The organism is Pseudomonas jinjuensis (assembly GCF_900103845.1).
Taxonomy (GTDB): Bacteria; Pseudomonadota; Gammaproteobacteria; order Pseudomonadales; family Pseudomonadaceae; genus Pseudomonas; species Pseudomonas jinjuensis.
Window position 1 is genome coordinate 44,989 of record NZ_FNIJ01000011.1, and the last position, 17,285, is coordinate 62,273.

At 64.7% G+C, this 17,285-nt stretch carries 14 protein-coding genes; 12 read left to right on the forward strand and 2 right to left on the reverse strand.

What is annotated here, in order from left to right; translation table 11 throughout:
* The first annotated feature begins 34 nt into the window (after positions 1 to 34).
* The 7 genes from BLR75_RS16400 to BLR75_RS16430 all read left to right on the forward strand — a co-directional run bounded on the left by BLR75_RS16400 (position 35) and on the right by BLR75_RS16430 (position 10,478).
* On the forward strand, positions 35 to 2,866 hold the full coding sequence (locus BLR75_RS16400; RefSeq protein ID WP_084311019.1) for a 2-oxoglutarate dehydrogenase E1 component: 2,832 nt from the start codon (positions 35 to 37) through the stop codon (positions 2,864 to 2,866).
* 43 nt (positions 2,867 to 2,909) lie between these two features.
* Positions 2,910 to 4,133: a 2-oxoglutarate dehydrogenase complex dihydrolipoyllysine-residue succinyltransferase gene (odhB, locus tag BLR75_RS16405; protein WP_084311021.1), complete on the forward strand. Its 1,224-nt coding sequence runs from the start codon at positions 2,910 to 2,912 to the stop codon at positions 4,131 to 4,133.
* Positions 4,134 to 4,211: 78 nt separating this feature from the next.
* A complete protein-coding gene (gene lpdA / locus BLR75_RS16410; protein WP_084311023.1) occupies positions 4,212 to 5,648 on the forward strand; it encodes a dihydrolipoyl dehydrogenase in 1,437 nt (478 codons plus the stop codon).
* A 162-nt stretch (positions 5,649 to 5,810) separates the two neighbouring features.
* Positions 5,811 to 6,977 carry an ADP-forming succinate--CoA ligase subunit beta gene (gene sucC, locus BLR75_RS16415; RefSeq protein ID WP_084311025.1) on the forward strand — a complete coding sequence of 389 codons (1,167 nt, stop codon included), beginning with the start codon at positions 5,811 to 5,813 and terminating at the stop codon, positions 6,975 to 6,977.
* Complete coding sequence (gene sucD, locus BLR75_RS16420; RefSeq protein WP_084311027.1) at positions 6,977 to 7,861, forward strand: succinate--CoA ligase subunit alpha; 885 nt, start codon at positions 6,977 to 6,979, stop codon at positions 7,859 to 7,861. Before sucC ends, sucD begins: the two co-directional genes overlap by 1 nt.
* Positions 7,862 to 8,185: 324 nt before the next feature.
* A complete protein-coding gene (gene brnQ / locus BLR75_RS16425) occupies positions 8,186 to 9,499 on the forward strand; it encodes a branched-chain amino acid transport system II carrier protein (RefSeq protein ID WP_084311029.1) in 1,314 nt (437 codons plus the stop codon).
* A 235-nt stretch (positions 9,500 to 9,734) separates the two neighbouring features.
* Positions 9,735 to 10,478, forward strand: coding sequence for a DUF599 domain-containing protein (locus BLR75_RS16430; protein WP_084311031.1), 744 nt, complete (start codon positions 9,735 to 9,737; stop codon positions 10,476 to 10,478).
* Between the two features lie 47 nt (positions 10,479 to 10,525).
* On the opposite strand, the gene BLR75_RS16435 is transcribed toward BLR75_RS16430, so the two are convergent.
* Positions 10,526 to 10,747, reverse strand: a complete 222-nt coding sequence (locus tag BLR75_RS16435) for a hypothetical protein (protein ID WP_084311266.1) — start codon at positions 10,745 to 10,747, stop codon at positions 10,526 to 10,528.
* 167 nt (positions 10,748 to 10,914) lie between these two features.
* Here BLR75_RS16435 and BLR75_RS16440 point away from each other — a divergent pair, with 167 nt between their 5' ends.
* The 5 genes from BLR75_RS16440 to BLR75_RS16460 all read left to right on the forward strand — a co-directional run bounded on the left by BLR75_RS16440 (position 10,915) and on the right by BLR75_RS16460 (position 15,911).
* The gene (locus BLR75_RS16440) at positions 10,915 to 11,379 is read left to right on the forward strand and encodes a PaaI family thioesterase (protein WP_084311033.1); all 465 of its coding nucleotides are present in this window, start codon (positions 10,915 to 10,917) and stop codon (positions 11,377 to 11,379) included.
* Positions 11,376 to 11,816 carry a PaaI family thioesterase gene (locus BLR75_RS16445; RefSeq protein WP_084311035.1) on the forward strand — a complete coding sequence of 147 codons (441 nt, stop codon included), beginning with the start codon at positions 11,376 to 11,378 and terminating at the stop codon, positions 11,814 to 11,816. Before BLR75_RS16440 ends, BLR75_RS16445 begins: the two co-directional genes overlap by 4 nt.
* 18 nt (positions 11,817 to 11,834) lie before the next feature.
* Positions 11,835 to 13,082, forward strand: a complete 1,248-nt coding sequence (locus BLR75_RS16450; protein WP_084311037.1) for an MFS transporter — start codon at positions 11,835 to 11,837, stop codon at positions 13,080 to 13,082.
* A gap of 108 nt (positions 13,083 to 13,190) precedes the next feature.
* Entirely contained in the window at positions 13,191 to 15,095 is a 1,905-nt protein-coding gene (gene htpG, locus BLR75_RS16455) for a molecular chaperone HtpG (RefSeq protein ID WP_084311039.1), read from the forward strand.
* An 84-nt stretch (positions 15,096 to 15,179) separates the two neighbouring features.
* Positions 15,180 to 15,911, forward strand: coding sequence for a dienelactone hydrolase family protein (locus tag BLR75_RS16460; RefSeq protein WP_084311041.1), 732 nt, complete (start codon positions 15,180 to 15,182; stop codon positions 15,909 to 15,911).
* A 105-nt stretch (positions 15,912 to 16,016) separates the two neighbouring features.
* On the opposite strand, the gene BLR75_RS16465 is transcribed toward BLR75_RS16460, so the two are convergent.
* On the reverse strand, positions 16,017 to 17,273 hold the full coding sequence (locus BLR75_RS16465) for a sugar MFS transporter (RefSeq protein WP_084311043.1): 1,257 nt from the start codon (positions 17,271 to 17,273) through the stop codon (positions 16,017 to 16,019).
* Positions 17,274 to 17,285: the final 12 nt, after the last annotated feature.

A 17,285-nucleotide genomic window follows, 5' to 3' on the forward strand; every position in this document is an offset into this window, starting at 1 on the left:
CCAGGTGGTGTCCCCTTACCGAGGGTGACCAAGCATGCACGAAAGCGTAATGCAGCGGATGTGGAACAGTGCCCATCTATCCGGTGGCAACGCTGCCTACGTCGAAGAGCTCTACGAGCTCTACCTGCACGATCCCAACGCTGTGCCCGAAGAGTGGCGCACGTACTTCCAGAAACTCCCCACCGACGGTAATCCCGCTCCCGACGTTTCGCACTCCTCCGTTCGTGATCATTTCGTCCTGCTGGCCAAGAACCAGCGCCGCGCACAGCCGGTCTCCGCTGGCAGCGTAAGCACCGAGCACGAGAAGAAGCAGGTAGAAGTCCTGCGTCTGATCCTGGCCTACCGCCTGCGCGGCCACCAGGCTGCCACGCTCGATCCGCTGGGCCTCTGGGTGCGCACCGCGCCCTCCGACCTGTCGATCGACCATTACGGCCTGACCGCTGCCGACCTCGACACCACCTTCCGCACCGGTGAGCTGTACATCGGCAAGGAAGAGGCGTCCCTGCGCGAAATCCTCGACTCCCTCAAGCAGACCTATTGCGGCAGCATCGGCGCCGAGTTCATGCACATCGTCGACTCCGAGCAGCGCCATTGGTTCGCCCAGCGCCTGGAGAGCGTGCGTGGCCGTCCGGAGTATTCCGCCGAAGCGCGTGCCCACCTGCTCGAGCGCCTGACCGCGGCCGAGGGCCTGGAAAAGTACCTGGGCACCAAATACCCGGGCACCAAGCGTTTCGGCCTGGAAGGCGGCGAGAGCCTGATTCCGATGGTCGACGAGATCATCCAGCGCAGCGGCTCCTACGGCGCCAAGGAAATCGTCATCGGCATGGCCCACCGCGGCCGCCTCAACGTGCTGGTCAACACCCTCGGCAAGAACCCGCGCGACCTGTTCGACGAGTTCGAAGGCAAGAAGATCGTCGAGCTCGGCTCCGGTGACGTGAAGTACCACCAGGGCTTCTCCTCGAACGTCATGACCACCGGCGGCGAAGTCCACCTGGCCCTGGCGTTCAACCCGTCCCACCTGGAAATCGTTTCCCCGGTGGTCGAGGGTTCCGTGCGGGCCCGCCAGGACCGCCGCAACGATGGCAACGGCGACAAGGTCGTGCCGATCTCCATCCACGGCGATGCCGCGTTCGCGGGGCAGGGCGTGGTCATGGAAACCTTCCAGATGTCGCAGACCCGTGCCTACAAGACGGGCGGCACCATCCACATCGTGATCAACAACCAGGTCGGCTTCACCACCAACCGTCAGGACGACGCTCGTTCCACCGAGTATGCGACCGACGTGGCGAAGATGATCCAGGCGCCGATCTTCCATGTGAATGGCGACGATCCGGAAGCCGTGCTGTTCGTCACCCAACTGGCCGTCGACTATCGCATGCAGTTCAAGCGTGACGTGGTCATCGACCTGGTCTGCTACCGTCGCCGCGGCCACAACGAGGCCGACGAACCGAGCGGCACCCAGCCGCTGATGTACCAGCAGATCGCCAAACAGCGCACCACCCGTGAACTGTACGCCGACGCGCTGGTCAGGAACGGCGTGCTGAGCGCCGAGCAGGTCCAGACCAAGGTCGACGGCTACCGCGACGCGCTGGACAACGGCCTGCACGTGGTGAAAAGCCTGGTCAAGGAGCCGAACAAGGAACTGTTCGTCGATTGGCGTCCGTACCTGGGCCATGCCTGGACCGCCCGTCACGACACCCGCTTCGACCTGAAGACCCTGCAGGAACTGTCCAGCAAGCTGCTGGCAACCCCGGAAGGCTTCGTCGTCCAGCGCCAGGTTTCGAAGATCCTCGAAGACCGCCAGAAGATGACCGCCGGCGGTCTGCCGATCAACTGGGGCTTCGCCGAGAACCTGGCGTACGCGACCCTGCTGTTCGAAGGCCACCCGGTGCGCATGACCGGCCAGGACGTCGGCCGCGGCACCTTCTCCCACCGTCACGCCGTGCTGCACAGCCAGAAGGACGGTTCGGTCTACGTACCGCTGGCCAACCTCTATGACGGCCAGCCGAGCATGACCATCCACGACTCGTACCTCTCGGAAGAGGCGGTGCTGGCCTTCGAATACGGCTACGCCACCACCACGCCGAACGCGCTGGTGATCTGGGAAGCCCAGTTCGGCGACTTCGCCAACGGTGCGCAGGTGGTGATCGACCAGTTCATCACCAGCGGCGAGATCAAGTGGCAGCGCCTCTGCGGCCTGACCATGCTGCTGCCGCACGGCTACGAGGGCCAGGGTCCGGAGCACTCCTCCGCGCGTCTGGAACGCTACCTGCAGCTGTGCGCCGAGCAGAACATCCAGGTCTGCGTACCGACCACCCCGGCTCAGGTCTACCACATGCTGCGCCGCCAGGTGATCCGTCCGCTGCGCAAGCCGCTGATCGTGATGACGCCGAAGTCGCTGCTGCGCCACAAGCTGGCCATCTCGACCCTGGAAGAACTGGCCAACGGCTCGTTCCAGACTGTCATCGGCGAGATCGACGGCCTGGATCCGAAGAAGGTCAACCGCATCGTCCTGTGCAGCGGCAAGGTCTACTACGACCTGCTGGAGAAGCGCCGTGCCGAAGGTCGCGACGACATCGCGATCATCCGTATCGAGCAGCTCTATCCGTTCCCGGAAGAGGATCTGGCCGAAGCCCTGGCTCCGTACAAGAACCTCAAGCACGTGGTCTGGTGTCAGGAAGAACCGATGAACCAGGGCGCCTGGTACTGCAGCCAGCACCACATGCGCCGTGTCATCAATGCGCACAAGAAAGGCCTCAACCTCGAGTACGCGGGCCGCGACGCCTCGGCGGCTCCCGCTTGTGGCTATGCGTCGATGCACGCGGAGCAGCAGGACAAGCTGCTGCAGGACGCCTTTACTGTTTAACGCCCAAGCGCAGTTGAAACCGAATCTTTAAGGAACACTTAGAATGGCTATCGAAATCAAAGCCCCAACCTTCCCGGAATCGGTCGCTGACGGCACCGTCGCCACCTGGCACAAGAAGCCGGGCGACGCCGTGCAGCGTGACGAGCTGATCGTCGACATCGAAACCGACAAGGTCGTGATCGAGGTGCTGGCCGAGGCTGATGGCGTCCTCGCCGAGATCGTCAAGAACGAGGGCGACACCGTACTCAGCAACGAACTGCTGGGCCGTCTGAGCGAGGGCGGCGCCGCTGCCGCCGCGCCCGCAGCAGCTCCTGCCGCTGCTGCTCCGGCTGCTGCGCCTGCCGCAGCCGCCGCTGCCGAAGAAGCGATTCTTTCCCCGGCTGCGCGCAAGCTGGCCGAAGAGAACGCCATCGACCCGAACAGCATCGCCGGCACCGGCAAGGGCGGTCGCGTGACCAAGGAAGACGTGGTCGCCGCCGTCGAGGCCAAGAAGGCCGCTCCGGCTGCCCCGGCCGCCAAGCCTGCCGCTCCGGCCGCCGAGGCTCCGGTCTTCGCCGCCGGCGATCGCGTCGAGAAGCGCGTACCGATGACCCGCCTGCGCGCCAAGGTCGCCGAGCGCCTGGTCGAAGCCCAGTCCGCCATGGCCATGCTGACCACCTTCAACGAGGTCAACATGAAGCCGGTCATGGACCTGCGCAACAAGTACAAGGACCTCTTCGAGAAGAAGCACAACGGCGTGCGCCTGGGCTTCATGTCCTTCTTCGTCAAGGCTGCCACCGAGGCGCTGAAGCGCTTCCCGGGCGTCAACGCCTCGATCGACGGCAACGACATCGTCTACCACGGCTACCAGGACATCGGTGTCGCGGTTTCCAGCGATCGCGGCCTGGTCGTACCGGTACTGCGCAACGCCGAGTTCATGAGCCTCGCCGAAGTCGAAGGCACCATCGCTTCGTTCGGCAAGAAGGCCCGTGACGGCAAGCTGACCATCGAAGACATGACCGGCGGTACTTTCACCATTTCCAACGGTGGCGTATTCGGTTCCCTGCTCTCCACTCCGATCGTCAACCCGCCGCAGACCGCAATCCTGGGCATGCACAAGATCCAGGAACGTCCGATGGCCGTGGATGGTCAGGTAGTGATCCTGCCGATGATGTACCTGGCGCTGTCCTACGACCACCGTCTGATCGACGGCAAGGAAGCGGTGAGCTTCCTGGTGGCGATCAAGGAGCTTCTGGAAGATCCGGCGCGCCTGCTGCTGGACGTCTGAGTCGTTCTACCCGACGGCCCCGTATTACTCGGCGGCCCCCACGAGGGGCCGTCCGCCTCACCGGAATAAGGATTGAATATGAGTCAGAAATTCGACGTGGTTGTGATTGGTGCCGGCCCCGGCGGTTACGTTGCCGCCATCCGTGCCGCCCAGCTCGGCCTGAAGACCGCTTGTATCGAGAAGTACATCGGCAAGGAAGGCAAGGTCGCTCTCGGCGGCACCTGCCTGAACGTCGGCTGCATTCCGTCCAAGGCGCTGCTGGACAGCTCCTACAAGTACCACGAAGCCAAGGAAGCCTTTAAGGTCCACGGCATCGAAGCCAAAGGCGTCACCATCGACGTTCCGGCGATGGTCGAGCGCAAGGCCAACATCGTCAAGAACCTGACCGGCGGCATCGCCACCCTGTTCAAGGCCAACGGCGTGACCTCCCTCGAAGGCCACGGCAAGGTCCTCGCCAACAAGCAGGTCGAAGTGACCGGCCTGGACGGCAAGACCCAGGTTCTGGAAGCCGAGAACATCATCATCGCTTCCGGCTCCAAGCCGGTCGAGATTCCGCCGGCCCCGGTCGACCAGGACGTCATCGTCGACTCCACCGGCGCCCTGGAATTCCAGAGCGTACCGAAGAAGCTGGGCGTGATCGGCGCCGGCGTCATCGGCCTGGAGCTGGGTTCGGTATGGGCCCGCCTGGGTGCCGAAGTGACCGTTCTGGAAGCCCTGGACAAGTTCCTCCCGGCTGCCGACGAGCAGATCGCCAAGGAAGCCATGAAGGTCCTCACCAAGCAGGGCCTGAACATCCGTCTGGGCGCCCGCGTCACCGGCACCGAGATCAAGAAGAAGCAGGTCACCGTTACCTTCACCGACGCCAACGGCGAGCAGAAGGAAACCTTCGACAAGCTGATCGTCGCCGTCGGCCGTCGCCCGGTGACCGCCGACCTGCTGGCCGCCGACAGCGGCGTGACCCTGGACGAGCGCGGCTTCATCTTCGTCGACGACTACTGCCGGACCAGCGTTCCGGGCGTATTCGCCATCGGTGACGTGGTCCGCGGCGCGATGCTGGCGCACAAGGCCTCGGAAGAGGGCGTGATGGTCGCCGAGCGCATCGCCGGTCACAAGGCGCAGATGAACTATGACCTGATCCCGTCGGTCATCTATACCCACCCGGAAATCGCGTGGGTCGGCAAGACCGAGCAGGGCCTGAAGGCCGAAGGCGTCGAAGTCAACGTCGGCACCTTCCCGTTCGCCGCCAGCGGCCGCGCCATGGCTGCCAACGACACCACCGGCCTGGTCAAGGTCATCGCCGATGCCAAGACCGACCGCGTGCTGGGCGTTCACGTGATCGGCCCAAGCGCTGCCGAACTGGTTCAGCAGGGCGCGATCGGCATGGAATTCGGCACCAGCGCCGAAGACCTGGGCATGATGGTCTTCTCCCACCCGACCCTGTCCGAAGCGCTGCACGAAGCGGCCCTGGCAGTGAATGGCCACGCCATCCACATCGCCAACCGCAAGAAGCGCTAAGACGAAAGAACCACGGCGGGGGAGGCCGGCAGTACTTGCGAGGGACTGCCGGCCGACCCCGCCGGACCGTTTCTCCTTCCCGGAGGAGATGGTCACAGGTGGTGCGATGCGTCGAGCGTCGCGCCGAATGCGCAATACCCAAGACGAAAACGGTAGACAAGCATGAATCTCCACGAATATCAGGGTAAGCAGCTGTTCGCTGAGTACGGCCTGCCCGTATCCAAGGGCTTCGCCGTAGACACCCCCGAAGAGGCCGCAGAAGCCTGTGAAAAGATCGGTGGTACCGAGTGGGTCGTTAAGGCCCAGGTACACGCCGGTGGCCGCGGCAAGGCGGGCGGTGTGAAGCTGGTCAAGAGCAAGGAGGACGCCAAGGCGTTCGCCGCCAACTGGCTGGGCAAGCGTCTGGTGACCTACCAGACTGACGCCAACGGCCAGCCGGTCAGCAAGATCCTGGTGGAGTCCTGCACCGACATCGACAAGGAGCTGTACCTCGGCGCCGTTGTCGACCGTTCCAGCCGCCGCATCGTGTTCATGGCCTCCACCGAAGGTGGCGTGGACATCGAGAAGGTCGCTCACGAGACCCCCGAGAAGATCCTCAAGGCCACCATCGATCCGCTGGTTGGCGCTCAGCCGTACCAGGGCCGCGAGCTAGCCTTCCAGCTGGGCCTGAAAGGCGACCAGATCAAGCAGTTCACCCACATCTTCGTCGGCCTGGCCAAGCTGTTCCAGGACTACGACCTGGCACTGCTGGAAGTGAACCCGCTGGTGATCAAGAAGGACGGCAACCTGCACTGCCTGGACGCCAAGATCAACATCGACTCCAACGCCATGTTCCGTCAGCCCAAGCTGCGCGCCATGCACGACCCGTCCCAGGACGACGCTCGTGAAGCCCATGCGCAGAAGTGGGAACTGAACTACGTCGCGCTGGAAGGCAACATCGGTTGCATGGTCAACGGCGCCGGCCTGGCCATGGGCACCATGGACATCGTCAACCTGCACGGCGGCAAGCCGGCCAACTTCCTCGACGTGGGCGGCGGCGCTACCAAGGAGCGCGTGACCGAGGCGTTCAAGATCATCCTCTCCGACGAGAACGTGAAGGCTGTTCTGGTGAACATCTTCGGCGGCATCGTTCGCTGCGACATGATTGCCGAAGGCATCATCGGCGCCGTGAAGGAAGTTGGCGTGAAGGTTCCGGTCGTGGTTCGCCTGGAAGGCAACAACGCCGACCTCGGCGCCAAGGTCCTGGCCGATAGCGGTCTGAACATCATCGCTGCGAACGGTCTGACCGACGCCGCCCAGCAAGTCGTCAAGGCCGCGGAGGGTAAGTAATGAGCGTCCTGATCAACAAAGACACCAAGGTCATCTGCCAGGGCTTCACCGGTAGCCAGGGTACCTTCCACAGCGAACAGGCCATCGCCTACGGCACCAAGATGGTCGGCGGCGTGACCCCCGGCAAGGGCGGCACCACCCACCTGGGCCTGCCGGTGTTCAACACCGTCAAGGAAGCCGTGGAAGCCACTGGCGCCGACGCGTCGGTCATCTACGTTCCGGCTCCGTTCTGCAAGGACTCGATCCTGGAAGCTGCCTTCGGCGGCATCAAGCTGATCGTCTGCATCACCGAAGGCATCCCGACCATCGACATGCTGGAAGCCAAGGTCAAGTGCGACGAGCTGGGCGTACGCCTGATCGGCCCGAACTGCCCGGGCGTGATCACTCCCGGCGAGTGCAAGATCGGCATCATGCCGGGTCACATCCACCTGCCGGGCAAGGTAGGCATCGTGTCGCGTTCCGGCACCCTGACCTACGAAGCCGTGAAGCAGACCACCGACGCCGGCTTCGGCCAGTCCACCTGCGTGGGCATCGGCGGCGACCCGATCCCGGGCTCCAACTTCATCGATATCCTGAAGCTGTTCCAGGAAGATCCGAAGACCGAAGCCATCGTCATGATCGGCGAGATCGGCGGTTCCGCTGAAGAAGAAGCCGCTGCCTACATCAAGGCCAACGTCACCAAGCCGGTGGTTTCCTACATCGCCGGTGTGACCGCCCCTCCGGGCAAGCGCATGGGCCACGCTGGCGCCATCATCTCCGGCGGCAAGGGCACTGCGGACGAGAAGTTCGCCGCCCTGCAGGACGCCGGTGTGAAGACCGTGCGTTCCCTGGCTGACATCGGCAAGGCCCTGGCCGAGCTGACTGGCTGGGAAGTCAAGAAGTAAGCATCCGCTTGCCGTCTGACTGGAAGAGGCCACCCGCCCGGGTGGCCTTTTTCGTTTTTCACTGTCGTCAAAGCGACAGTCGCTTGCATTCCCCGGACAGCCTGACATGTGTCAGTGCCGGTCATCGGCGCAAATCGTTAGGCTAGCAACTACTTGGGCCACTCCCCCACAAGGGTGATGCCCGGCGTGCCGTTCGTCCCTATCCGGGCGGACGTATTCCTCACCGTCACGGATGGCGGGTAACAACCGCAGGAGCGTTGGCAGGCCACGAGCCTCAGGAAGACCTCTGCTAACCCCGTTTCAGCATTGTGGTATTTCCCTTAAATGAACACTCTCAAAGGCCAGGATGTCCTGGCGCTTGGCTTCATGACTTTTGCCCTGTTCGTCGGGGCAGGCAACATCATCTTTCCGCCCATCGTCGGCCTGCAGTCCGGGCCGCACGTGTGGATGGCGGCTCTGGGCTTCCTGATTACCGCCGTGGGTCTGCCGGTGATCACCGTGGTCGCGCTGGCGAAGGTCGGTGGGGCGATGGACACTCTCAGCCATCCGATCGGCCGGATCGCCGGCGGTCTGCTCGCCGCAGTCTGCTACCTGTCGGTCGGCCCGCTGTTCGCCACCCCGCGTACCGCCACCGTGTCCTTCGAAGTCGGCCTGGCGCCGCTGACCGGGCATGGCCCCATGCCGCTGTTCATCTACAGCCTGATCTACTTCCTGGTCGTGCTGCTGATTTCCCTGTATCCGGGCAAGCTGCTGGATACCGTCGGACGCTTCCTCGCGCCGCTGAAGATCATCGCGCTCGCCGCGCTGGGCATCGCTGCCTTCGTCCTGCCGGCCGGCACCGTCGGTCACGCGGAACCGGCCTACCAGAACGCCGCGTTCTCCCAGGGCTTCATCAATGGCTACCTGACCATGGATACCCTCGGCGCGCTGGTGTTCGGCATCGTCATCGTCAATGCCATCCGCTCCCGTGGCGTGCAGTCGCCGCGCCTGATCACCCGCTACGCCGTCATCGCCGGCCTGATCGCCGGGGTAGGGCTGGCGCTGGTGTACATCAGCCTGTTCCGCCTGGGCGCCGGCAGCCACGACATCGCCGCCGGCGCCAGCAACGGCGCCGCCGTTCTGCATGCCTACGTGCAGCACACCTTCGGCTCGCTGGGCAGCGGCTTCCTCGCCGTGCTGATCGCCCTGGCCTGCCTGGTCACCGCGGTCGGCCTGACCTGCGCCTGTGCGGAATACTTCTGCCGCATCGTGCCGCTGTCCTACCGCAGCCTGGTGATCATCCTCGCCGGTTTCTCGCTGCTGGTGTCGAACCTCGGCCTGACCAAGCTGATCGCCTTCTCGGTGCCGGTGCTGACCGCCATCTACCCGCCGTGCATCGTGCTGGTGGCGCTGAGCTTCTGTGCCGGCCTGTGGCATTCGCAGACCCGCATCGTCGCCCCGGTGATGGCGGTTTCGCTGCTGCTCGGCGTCATCGATGCGCTCAAGGGCGCCGGCCTCGACCAGTGGATGCCCCAGTGGCTGACCCACCTGCCGCTGACCGAGCAGGGCCTGGCCTGGCTGATCCCCTCGGTAGCCACCCTGGCCTTGATGGTGGGCATCGACCGCCTGCTGGGCAAACCCAGCGAAGCGCTGGCCTGAACCATCGCCGTATCGGGAAAAGCCGCCTTCGGGCGGCTTTTTCGTGTGCAGGCATATCACGCCCTGCAGGGGCGCGCGGCGAGTGCCGGCCGCAGGCATGGCCTGCTCCTACAGGGGGTGATGTTTTTCCTGGCGTTCGGGTGTCTTTTTCGGCGATTTTGACGTCTATCCAGGCGCTTTCCCTTCATTCACCGGATCGAGCCGCGCCCTTCGTCACGGCCGGCCAAGGATAGTCATGACCGACGTTTCCGAACTGTTCGACGCGCAATACCTGTGGAACCTCATCGCAGTGCTGTGGTTCGTGTTCTGCTGGGTTGGCTACACCCGCTACGCCATCTGGAAGGGCCGCGATACGCCATGCCTGGCCAGCGTGCTGCATCTCTACCGGGAAGACTGGATGCGCCGCCTGCTGCTGCGCGACAACCGGGTGGCCGATGCCAGCGTGATCGGCAACCTGGAGCGCAACGCGTCCTTCTTCGCCTCCAGCACCCTGATCATCCTGGCCGGCATCCTGACCCTGCTGGGCTCGGCCGAGCGGACCATCTCGGTACTGGCGGACCTGCCGTTCACCCAGACGGCCAGCCGCAGCCTTTCCGAGCTGAAGCTGCTCGCCCTGGCGGTGGTGTTCGTGTATGCCTTCTTCACCTTCAGCTGGTGCATGCGCCAGTACAACTTCGCCGCGGTACTGGTGGGGTCGGCGCCGATGGTCGGCGAACGGCACGTCAACGAGCAGGAGCGCAGGGCGTTCGCCGATCGCGCCGCGCGGGTGGTATCGATGGCGGCCAACCAGTTCAACCTGGGGCTGCGTTCCTACTACTTCGGCCTGGCGATGCTCGCCTGGTTCATCAATCCCTGGCTGTTCATGCTGGTGACCACTGGGGTGGTGCTGGTGCTGTACCGCCGGGAGTTCCACTCGGACGTGCTGCAGGTGATGGTATTCACCCAGACCTGCCTGGAGCCTGTGAAAGAGGCGGAATAGAAACGACGAGGCCCGCAAATGCGGGCCTCGTGCTCAATGCGGGAAAGTTATTGGCCTTCCTGCTCTTCACCCGACGGAGCCGGTGCGGTGCTCGGAGTCGCCGGGGTTGCCGGAGCGGGTTCGGTAGCCGGCGGAGTGGTCGGAGCCGGTGCGCTGGGTTGCTCGGTAGCCGGCGGCGTGGTCGGCGCCTGGGGTTCCTCTTTCTTGTCGCAGGCGGCGAGGCCAAGGCCGGTTGCCAGCAGCAGAGCGAGGGGAAGAGCTTTTTTCATCATTGCCTCCATGGGATGGCTGTCCTGTGGTGTTATGCCGTTGGAGTTGAAGCGTTTGTGAGAAGTTCCTGACGGAATATATAAATCTTCACTTCGCTTTTTCTGTAGGCGCAATATTGGCCGGAGTATGATGCGGCCTCTCGCTGTTTTCGGATCGAAAGGACGATATGAACGAAACCCCCTTGCTAGAGCGCGTGAGCGGTTTTCTCCGGGTTCTGCGCCATTGTCAGTTGCTCGGTATCGAGGCTGTTGCGGCAGAACCCAAGGGAGTGACACTGCGCCTGCCTTATAGCGAATCCATCGTGGGCAATCCGGAAAATGGCGTGATTCACGGCGGCGCCATCACCACCCTGATGGATACCGCCTGCGGGGTGTCGACCCTCTGCGTGCTGCCCAGCCCCGAGGTCTGCCCGACCATCGACCTGCGCGTCGACTACATGCGCCCGGCCGAACCGCACAAGGACGTCTACGGCTTCGCCGAATGCTACCGCGTCACCCGTGACGTCATCTTTACCCGCGGCTTCGCCTACCAGGACGACCCGCACAAGCCGGTCGCGCACGTGGTCGGCACCTTCATGCGCATCGGCAAGCCGATATCGGCGGCGGCGTTCAAGACCGGGGGTGCGGCATGAGCATGCTCGAACGACTGGTCCTCGAAGCCCGCGCGAACAACGACTACAGCCCGCTGCTGGAACATATCCCCTACGCCCGGCTGCTCGGCATCCGCTGCCTGCCGATGGGCGACGAGGCTATCTTCGAACTGCCGGCCAGCCAGGAAAACATCGGCAACCCGATCCTGCCGGCGCTGCACGGCGGAGCGATCGCCGGCTTCATGGAGCATTCGGCGCTGCTGCACCTGCTGATGTTCATGGGCGTCCCGCGCATACCGAAGATCATCGATTTCTCCATCGATTACCTGCGCGCCGGGCAATTCCGCGATACCTTCGCGCAGTGCCAGGTCTGGCGCCAGGGACGCAAGGTGGCGAACGTCGCCATCACCGCCTGGCAGGCCAACCGCGACGAGCCCATCGCCACCGCCCGCGCGCACTTCAAGATCGACGAGCGCTGAGCCGCGGCGGGGCAGGGGATGGAGACGTGGCTGATCCTTGGCGGGCTGGTGCTGATCCTGGCCGGCTACGTCTGGTTCGTCATCCTGGCCTTCGGTTGCAGCCTGCTTTCCGGAATCGCCAGCCTGGTTCCGCCGTTCGCCCTGTGGCCCCTGCTGCGTCACTGGAGCCTGCTGCGCCGGGCCGTGGTGCTCGGCGCGCTGGGCTGGATTCCTCTGGTGGTCGGCCTGACCCTGCTGGCCAGCCATGACAGCGCGCGGCTGGAGGCCATCCTCGGCCTCGACTGGCTGCGTCCCGCGCCGACCACACAGGCGGAACTGGCGATCGACCTGCGCGGCGAATTTCGCGGCGAGCCCTTCGTTCCCGCACAGGCCGAACTGATCGACGGCGTGCTGAGCCTGCGCGAAGGCGGCGATTTCTACGCCCGGCGCGAACTGCGCATTAGCCTGCCGGCCCAGCCGGATGGGCCGCTGCGGCTGGATGTGCTGCCGGGAGACCGGGGCACCCTGCCGGAGGTGGAGATCAACTGGCTGGAACCGGACCGGGACCTGCCGGAAGCGCGGCGTCTGGCGCGCGGCTACACCCTGCGCCTGGACCTGGCTCCGGAGCCGCCGAACCGCCTGCGCGGCGAATTTCACCTGGTGCTGCCGGCGGAATACCGGACCGCCCTGAGCGGCCAGGTCGAGCTGTATACCGACCGCCTGCGCTACCGGGACGGCCAGGTGGACACCCGTTTCGACTCGCCGGACACCATCGCCTACGTACTGCGCGACTACCTGCAGCGACGCTTCGCCCGCAGCGACATCCAGTTGACCCGCCTGCCGCGGCTGGACCTGCGCCGGCACCAGCTGAGCGTGCCGCTGGCCTTCAGCGTGGACGGACAGCCCGAATGGCTGCGGGTCGATCTGTATCGCTCGGCATCCCGCGGCTGGGCGGTGCGCGACGACCACTACCCGAAACCGGCCCCCGCCGAGCCTGTGGCTCCGGTCGCCATCGCCGATGACAAACCCGCAGCTGCCGGCAATCCCCCGCCTGAACCCCCGGCCCAGGGTGCGCTGACCCTGGAGCGACTGCGCGCCGCGCCGCAGCATTTCGTCAACCAGCGCATCCGCGTGGTCACCCAGCGCGGCGGCACTGCCGAGGGCGCCTTCGCGGGGCTCGACAGCGAAGGACGGATCATCATCCGCCGGCTGCTCGGCGGGGCGGGGGAGGCGAGCTACAGCCTGCATCCGAGCGATATCACCCACATCGAACTGCTACCGCGATAGCGCTCCGTCATCGGTCTTTCCATCCAAGCCCTTGAAATCCTTCAGGAAGCCCCCACTTCGTGGACATCCGCCGCCTGCTGCGGCTTTGTCATCCTCGGAGCGAGACCGATGAGCGTGGAAACTCAAAAAGAAACTCTGGGTTTTCAGACCGAAGTGAAGCAACTGCTTCATCTGATGATCCATTCCCTCTATTCGAACAAGGAAATCTTCCTCCGCGAACTGATTTCCAACGCCTCGGACGCCGCTGACAAGCTGCGTTTCGAAGCCCTGGCCAGGCCCGAACTGCTCGAGGGCGGCGCCGAGTTGAAGATTCGCCTCAGCTTCGACAAGGACGCCAATACCGTCACCCTCGAAGACAACGGCATCGGCATGAGCCGCGAGGACGTGATCGCCCACCTCGGCACCATCGCCAAGTCCGGCACCGCCGACTTCCTGAAGAACCTGTCCGGCGACCAGAAGAAGGATTCGCACCTGATCGGCCAGTTCGGTGTGGGCTTCTACAGCGCCTTCATCGTCGCCGACAAGGTCGACGTGTTCACCCGCCGCGCCGGTGCACCGGCCAGCGAGGGCGTGCACTGGTCGTCGAAGGGCGAGGGTGAGTTCGAGGTCGCCACCATCGACAAGGCCGAGCGCGGCACCCGCATCGTCCTGCACCTGAAGAAGGGCGAGGAAGAATTCGCCGACGGCTGGCGCCTGCGCAACATCGTCAAGAAGTACTCCGACCACATCGCGCTGCCCATCGAGCTGCCGAAAGAACATTACGGTGAAGAGGCGGACAAGCCGGCCGAGCCCGAGTGGGAGACCGTCAACCGCGCCAGCGCGCTGTGGACCCGTCCGCGCACCGAGATCAAGGACGAGGAGTACCAGGAGTTCTACAAGCACACCGCCCATGACTTCGAGGACCCGCTGAGCTGGAGCCACAACAAGGTCGAAGGCAAGCTGGAATACACCTCGCTGCTCTACGTGCCGGGCCGCGCGCCGTTCGACCTGTACCACCGCGAAGCCCCGCGCGGCCTGAAGCTGTACGTGCAGCGCGTGTTCATCATGGACCAGGCCGACGAATTCCTGCCGCTGTACCTGCGCTTCATCAAGGGCGTGGTCGATTCCAACGACCTGTCGCTGAACGTCTCCCGCGAAATCCTGCAGAAGGACCCGGTGATCGACTCGATGAAGTCGGCGCTGACCAAGCGCGTGCTGGACATGCTGGAGAAGCTGGCGAAGAACGAGCCGGAAAAATACAAGGACTTCTGGAAGAACTTCGGCCAGGTCCTCAAGGAAGGCCCGGCGGAAGACTTCGCCAACAAGGAGAAGATCGCCGGCCTGCTGCGCTTCGCCTCCACCGGCGACGACAGCGGCGAGCAGAGCGTCGGCCTGGCCGACTACATCGGCCGCATGAAGGAAGGCCAGGAGAAGATCTACTTCCTCACCGGCGAAAGCTACGCGCAGGTGAAGAACAGCCCGCACCTGGAAGTCTTCCGCAAGAAAGGCATCGAAGTGCTGCTGCTCACCGACCGCATCGACGAGTGGCTGATGAGCTACCTGACCGACTTCGACGGCAAGGCCTTCGTCGACGTGGCCCGCGGCGACCTCGACCTCGGCAAGCTGGACTCGGAAGAGGACAAGCAGGCCCAGGAGGAAGTGGCCAAGGCCAAGGAAGGGCTGGTCGAGCGCCTGAAGGCCGCGCTGGGCGATTCCGTCGCCGAAGTGCGCGTGTCGCACCGCCTGACCGACTCGCCGGCGATCCTCGCCATCGGCGAACAGGACCTCGGCCTGCAGATGCGCCAGATCCTCGAGGCCAGCGGGCAGAAGGTGCCGGAATCCAGGCCGATCTTCGAGTTCAACCCGAGCCACCCGCTGATCGAGAAGCTGGACGGCGAGCCCGACGAAGAGCGTTTCGCCGATCTCAGCCACATCCTCTTCGACCAGGCCGCGCTGGCCGCGGGCGACAGCCTGAAGGACCCCGCGGCCTACGTGCGTCGGCTGAACAGGCTGCTGGTGGAACTCTCCGCCTGACCTAAGCTGCAAATCGTTACAAAGCCCGCTACTGCGGGCTTTGTACTATTCGAACCCTCGAAAAAAGAAGAAGGAAGAACCGCAATGAGTCAGATCACCGTGCAACCGGTCGCCTACGAGGTGGATGGCCAGGCTTTCGAAGGCCAGCTCGTCTATGACGCATCGAACGCCGCGCCGCGCCCCGGCCTGCTGATGGCGCCGAACTGGATGGGTGTCAGCCAGGGCGCGATCGACATTGCCAGGCAGGTGGCAGGGCAGGACTACGTGGTGCTGATCGCCGACGTCTATGGCGCCTCGGTACGCCCGACCAATGCCGACGAGGCCGGTGCGGCGATGATGCCGGTGAAGAACGACCGCGCGCTGCTGCGCCGCCGCATGCAGCGCGCCCTGAACGCACTGCAGGCACAGGCCGGCAAGGCGCCGCTGGATGCCGCGAAGCTGGCGACCTTCGGCTTCTGTTTCGGCGGTTGCTGCGCCCTGGAGCTGGCCCGCGCCGGTGCGCCGGTGGCCGCCGCGGTTTCCTTCCATGGCACCCTGGACACGCCGAATCCGGCCGACGCGAAGAACATCAAGGGCGCGGTGCTGGTTCTCGACGGCGCGTCCGACCCGCTGGTGCCGCGCGAGCAACTGACCGACTTCGCCCGGGAAATGACCGATGCCGGGGTGGACTGGCAACTGACCAGCTATGGCGGTGCCGTGCATTCCTTCACCGACCCGCACGCCCAGGTGCCGGGCATGATGCAGTACGACGCCAAGGTCGCCGGCCGGGCCTTCAGCGCCATGCGCAATCTGCTGGATGAGCGTTTCGGCGGTTGATCGGCCCTGTAGGAGCGCCATGGCCCGCGAGCAAGCTCGCTCCTACAGTTGAGATCGGCGTAGGGTGGAAAACCGCGAAGCGTTTTCCACCATCCCCGGCGAGTGCTACGACATCATCGCCCGCGGCCGCTCCGGCACCTGGTCCACGCGATAGCCCCTGGCGCCGAACCAGGCGATGTACAGGTAGCACAGCAGCGGGATCGCGAAGGAATGCAGCAGGCCGATGCGGTCGGCGAAGAAGGCCTGGATCAGCGGCATCAGCGCGCCGCCGACGATGGCCATGCAGAGCAGGCCGGAACCCTTGCTGGTGAGCGGGCCGAGGCCTTCCAGGGCCAGCGAGAAGATGGTCGGGAACATGATCGAGTTGAACAGCCCGATCAGGATCAGCGCCCACATCGCCACATGCCCGCCGGAGGTGATGGCGATGGCGATCAGCACCGTATTGGTCACCGCGTTGAAGGCCAGCATGCGGTTCGGCTTGATGCTGCGCATCAGCACGCTGCCGATGAAGCGGCCGACCATCGCGCCGCCCCAGTACAGCGCCAGGTGGCGGCCGGCCTCGTCGCTGGGCAGGCCGGCGATGTCCGGCTGGCCCATCAGGCTGACCAGGTAGCTGCCGATGGAAACCTCGGCGCCGACGTAGCAGAAGATCCCCAGCACCCCGAACAGCAGGTGTCGATGGCCGAACAGCGATTCCTGCACGGCCCCGCTGCCGTCGCTGTGGGTGCCGTGGTGGATGCGCGGCAGGCGGAACAGGGCGATCAGCACGGCGATAGCGAACAGCAGGCCGGCCAGCACCAGGTAGGGCACCTTCACCGAATCCGCTTCATGGGCTGCCACGTCGCCGATCTGCGAGGCCGCGCCGGCGCCGATGGCGAGGATGGTGACCGAGCCGATCAGCGGACCGACCGTGGTGCCCAGCGAGTTGAAGGCCTGGGTCATGTTCAGCCGGGAGGCGGCGGTTTCCGGCCTGCCGAGGATGTTCACGTAGGGGTTGGCCGCCACCTGCAGCAGGGTGATGCCCGAGGCGAGGATGAACAGCGCGGCGAGGAAGAACGGATAGGACTGCGCGCCGGCCGCCGGATAGAACAGCAGGCAGCCGAAGCCGGCGGTGGCCAGGCCGACGATGATCCCGCCCTTGTAGCCGAGGCGTTCGACCAGGCGCCCGGCGGGGAAGGACATGACGAAGTAGGCGGTGAAGAAGCTGAACTGGACCAGCGAGGCCTGCACGTAGCTGAGGGTGAACACCGCCTTCAGGTGCGGGATCAGGATGTCGTTCAGCGAGGTGATCAGCCCCCACATGAAGAACAGCAGGGTCAGTACCGTGAGGGCGCCGGTGTGGTTCTGCTTCGACTGGTCCATGGTCTCGGTGGG

Bases quoted from the DNA above. Each gene is read 5' to 3' on its own strand.
- BLR75_RS16400 (WP_084311019.1), top strand. From the start codon at position 35: ATGCACGAAAGCGTAATGCAGCGGATGTGGAACAGTGCCCATCTATCC.
- odhB (WP_084311021.1), top strand. From the start codon at position 2,910: ATGGCTATCGAAATCAAAGCCCCAACCTTCCCGGAATCGGTCGCTGAC.
- lpdA (WP_084311023.1), top strand. From the start codon at position 4,212: ATGAGTCAGAAATTCGACGTGGTTGTGATTGGTGCCGGCCCCGGCGGT.
- sucC (WP_084311025.1), top strand. From the start codon at position 5,811: ATGAATCTCCACGAATATCAGGGTAAGCAGCTGTTCGCTGAGTACGGC.
- sucD (WP_084311027.1), top strand. From the start codon at position 6,977: ATGAGCGTCCTGATCAACAAAGACACCAAGGTCATCTGCCAGGGCTTC.
- brnQ (WP_084311029.1), top strand. From the start codon at position 8,186: ATGAACACTCTCAAAGGCCAGGATGTCCTGGCGCTTGGCTTCATGACT.
- BLR75_RS16430 (WP_084311031.1), top strand. From the start codon at position 9,735: ATGACCGACGTTTCCGAACTGTTCGACGCGCAATACCTGTGGAACCTC.
- BLR75_RS16435 (WP_084311266.1), bottom strand. From the start codon at position 10,747: ATGAAAAAAGCTCTTCCCCTCGCTCTGCTGCTGGCAACCGGCCTTGGC.
- BLR75_RS16440 (WP_084311033.1), top strand. From the start codon at position 10,915: ATGAACGAAACCCCCTTGCTAGAGCGCGTGAGCGGTTTTCTCCGGGTT.
- BLR75_RS16445 (WP_084311035.1), top strand. From the start codon at position 11,376: ATGAGCATGCTCGAACGACTGGTCCTCGAAGCCCGCGCGAACAACGAC.
- BLR75_RS16450 (WP_084311037.1), top strand. From the start codon at position 11,835: ATGGAGACGTGGCTGATCCTTGGCGGGCTGGTGCTGATCCTGGCCGGC.
- htpG (WP_084311039.1), top strand. From the start codon at position 13,191: ATGAGCGTGGAAACTCAAAAAGAAACTCTGGGTTTTCAGACCGAAGTG.
- BLR75_RS16460 (WP_084311041.1), top strand. From the start codon at position 15,180: ATGAGTCAGATCACCGTGCAACCGGTCGCCTACGAGGTGGATGGCCAG.
- BLR75_RS16465 (WP_084311043.1), bottom strand. From the start codon at position 17,273: ATGGACCAGTCGAAGCAGAACCACACCGGCGCCCTCACGGTACTGACC.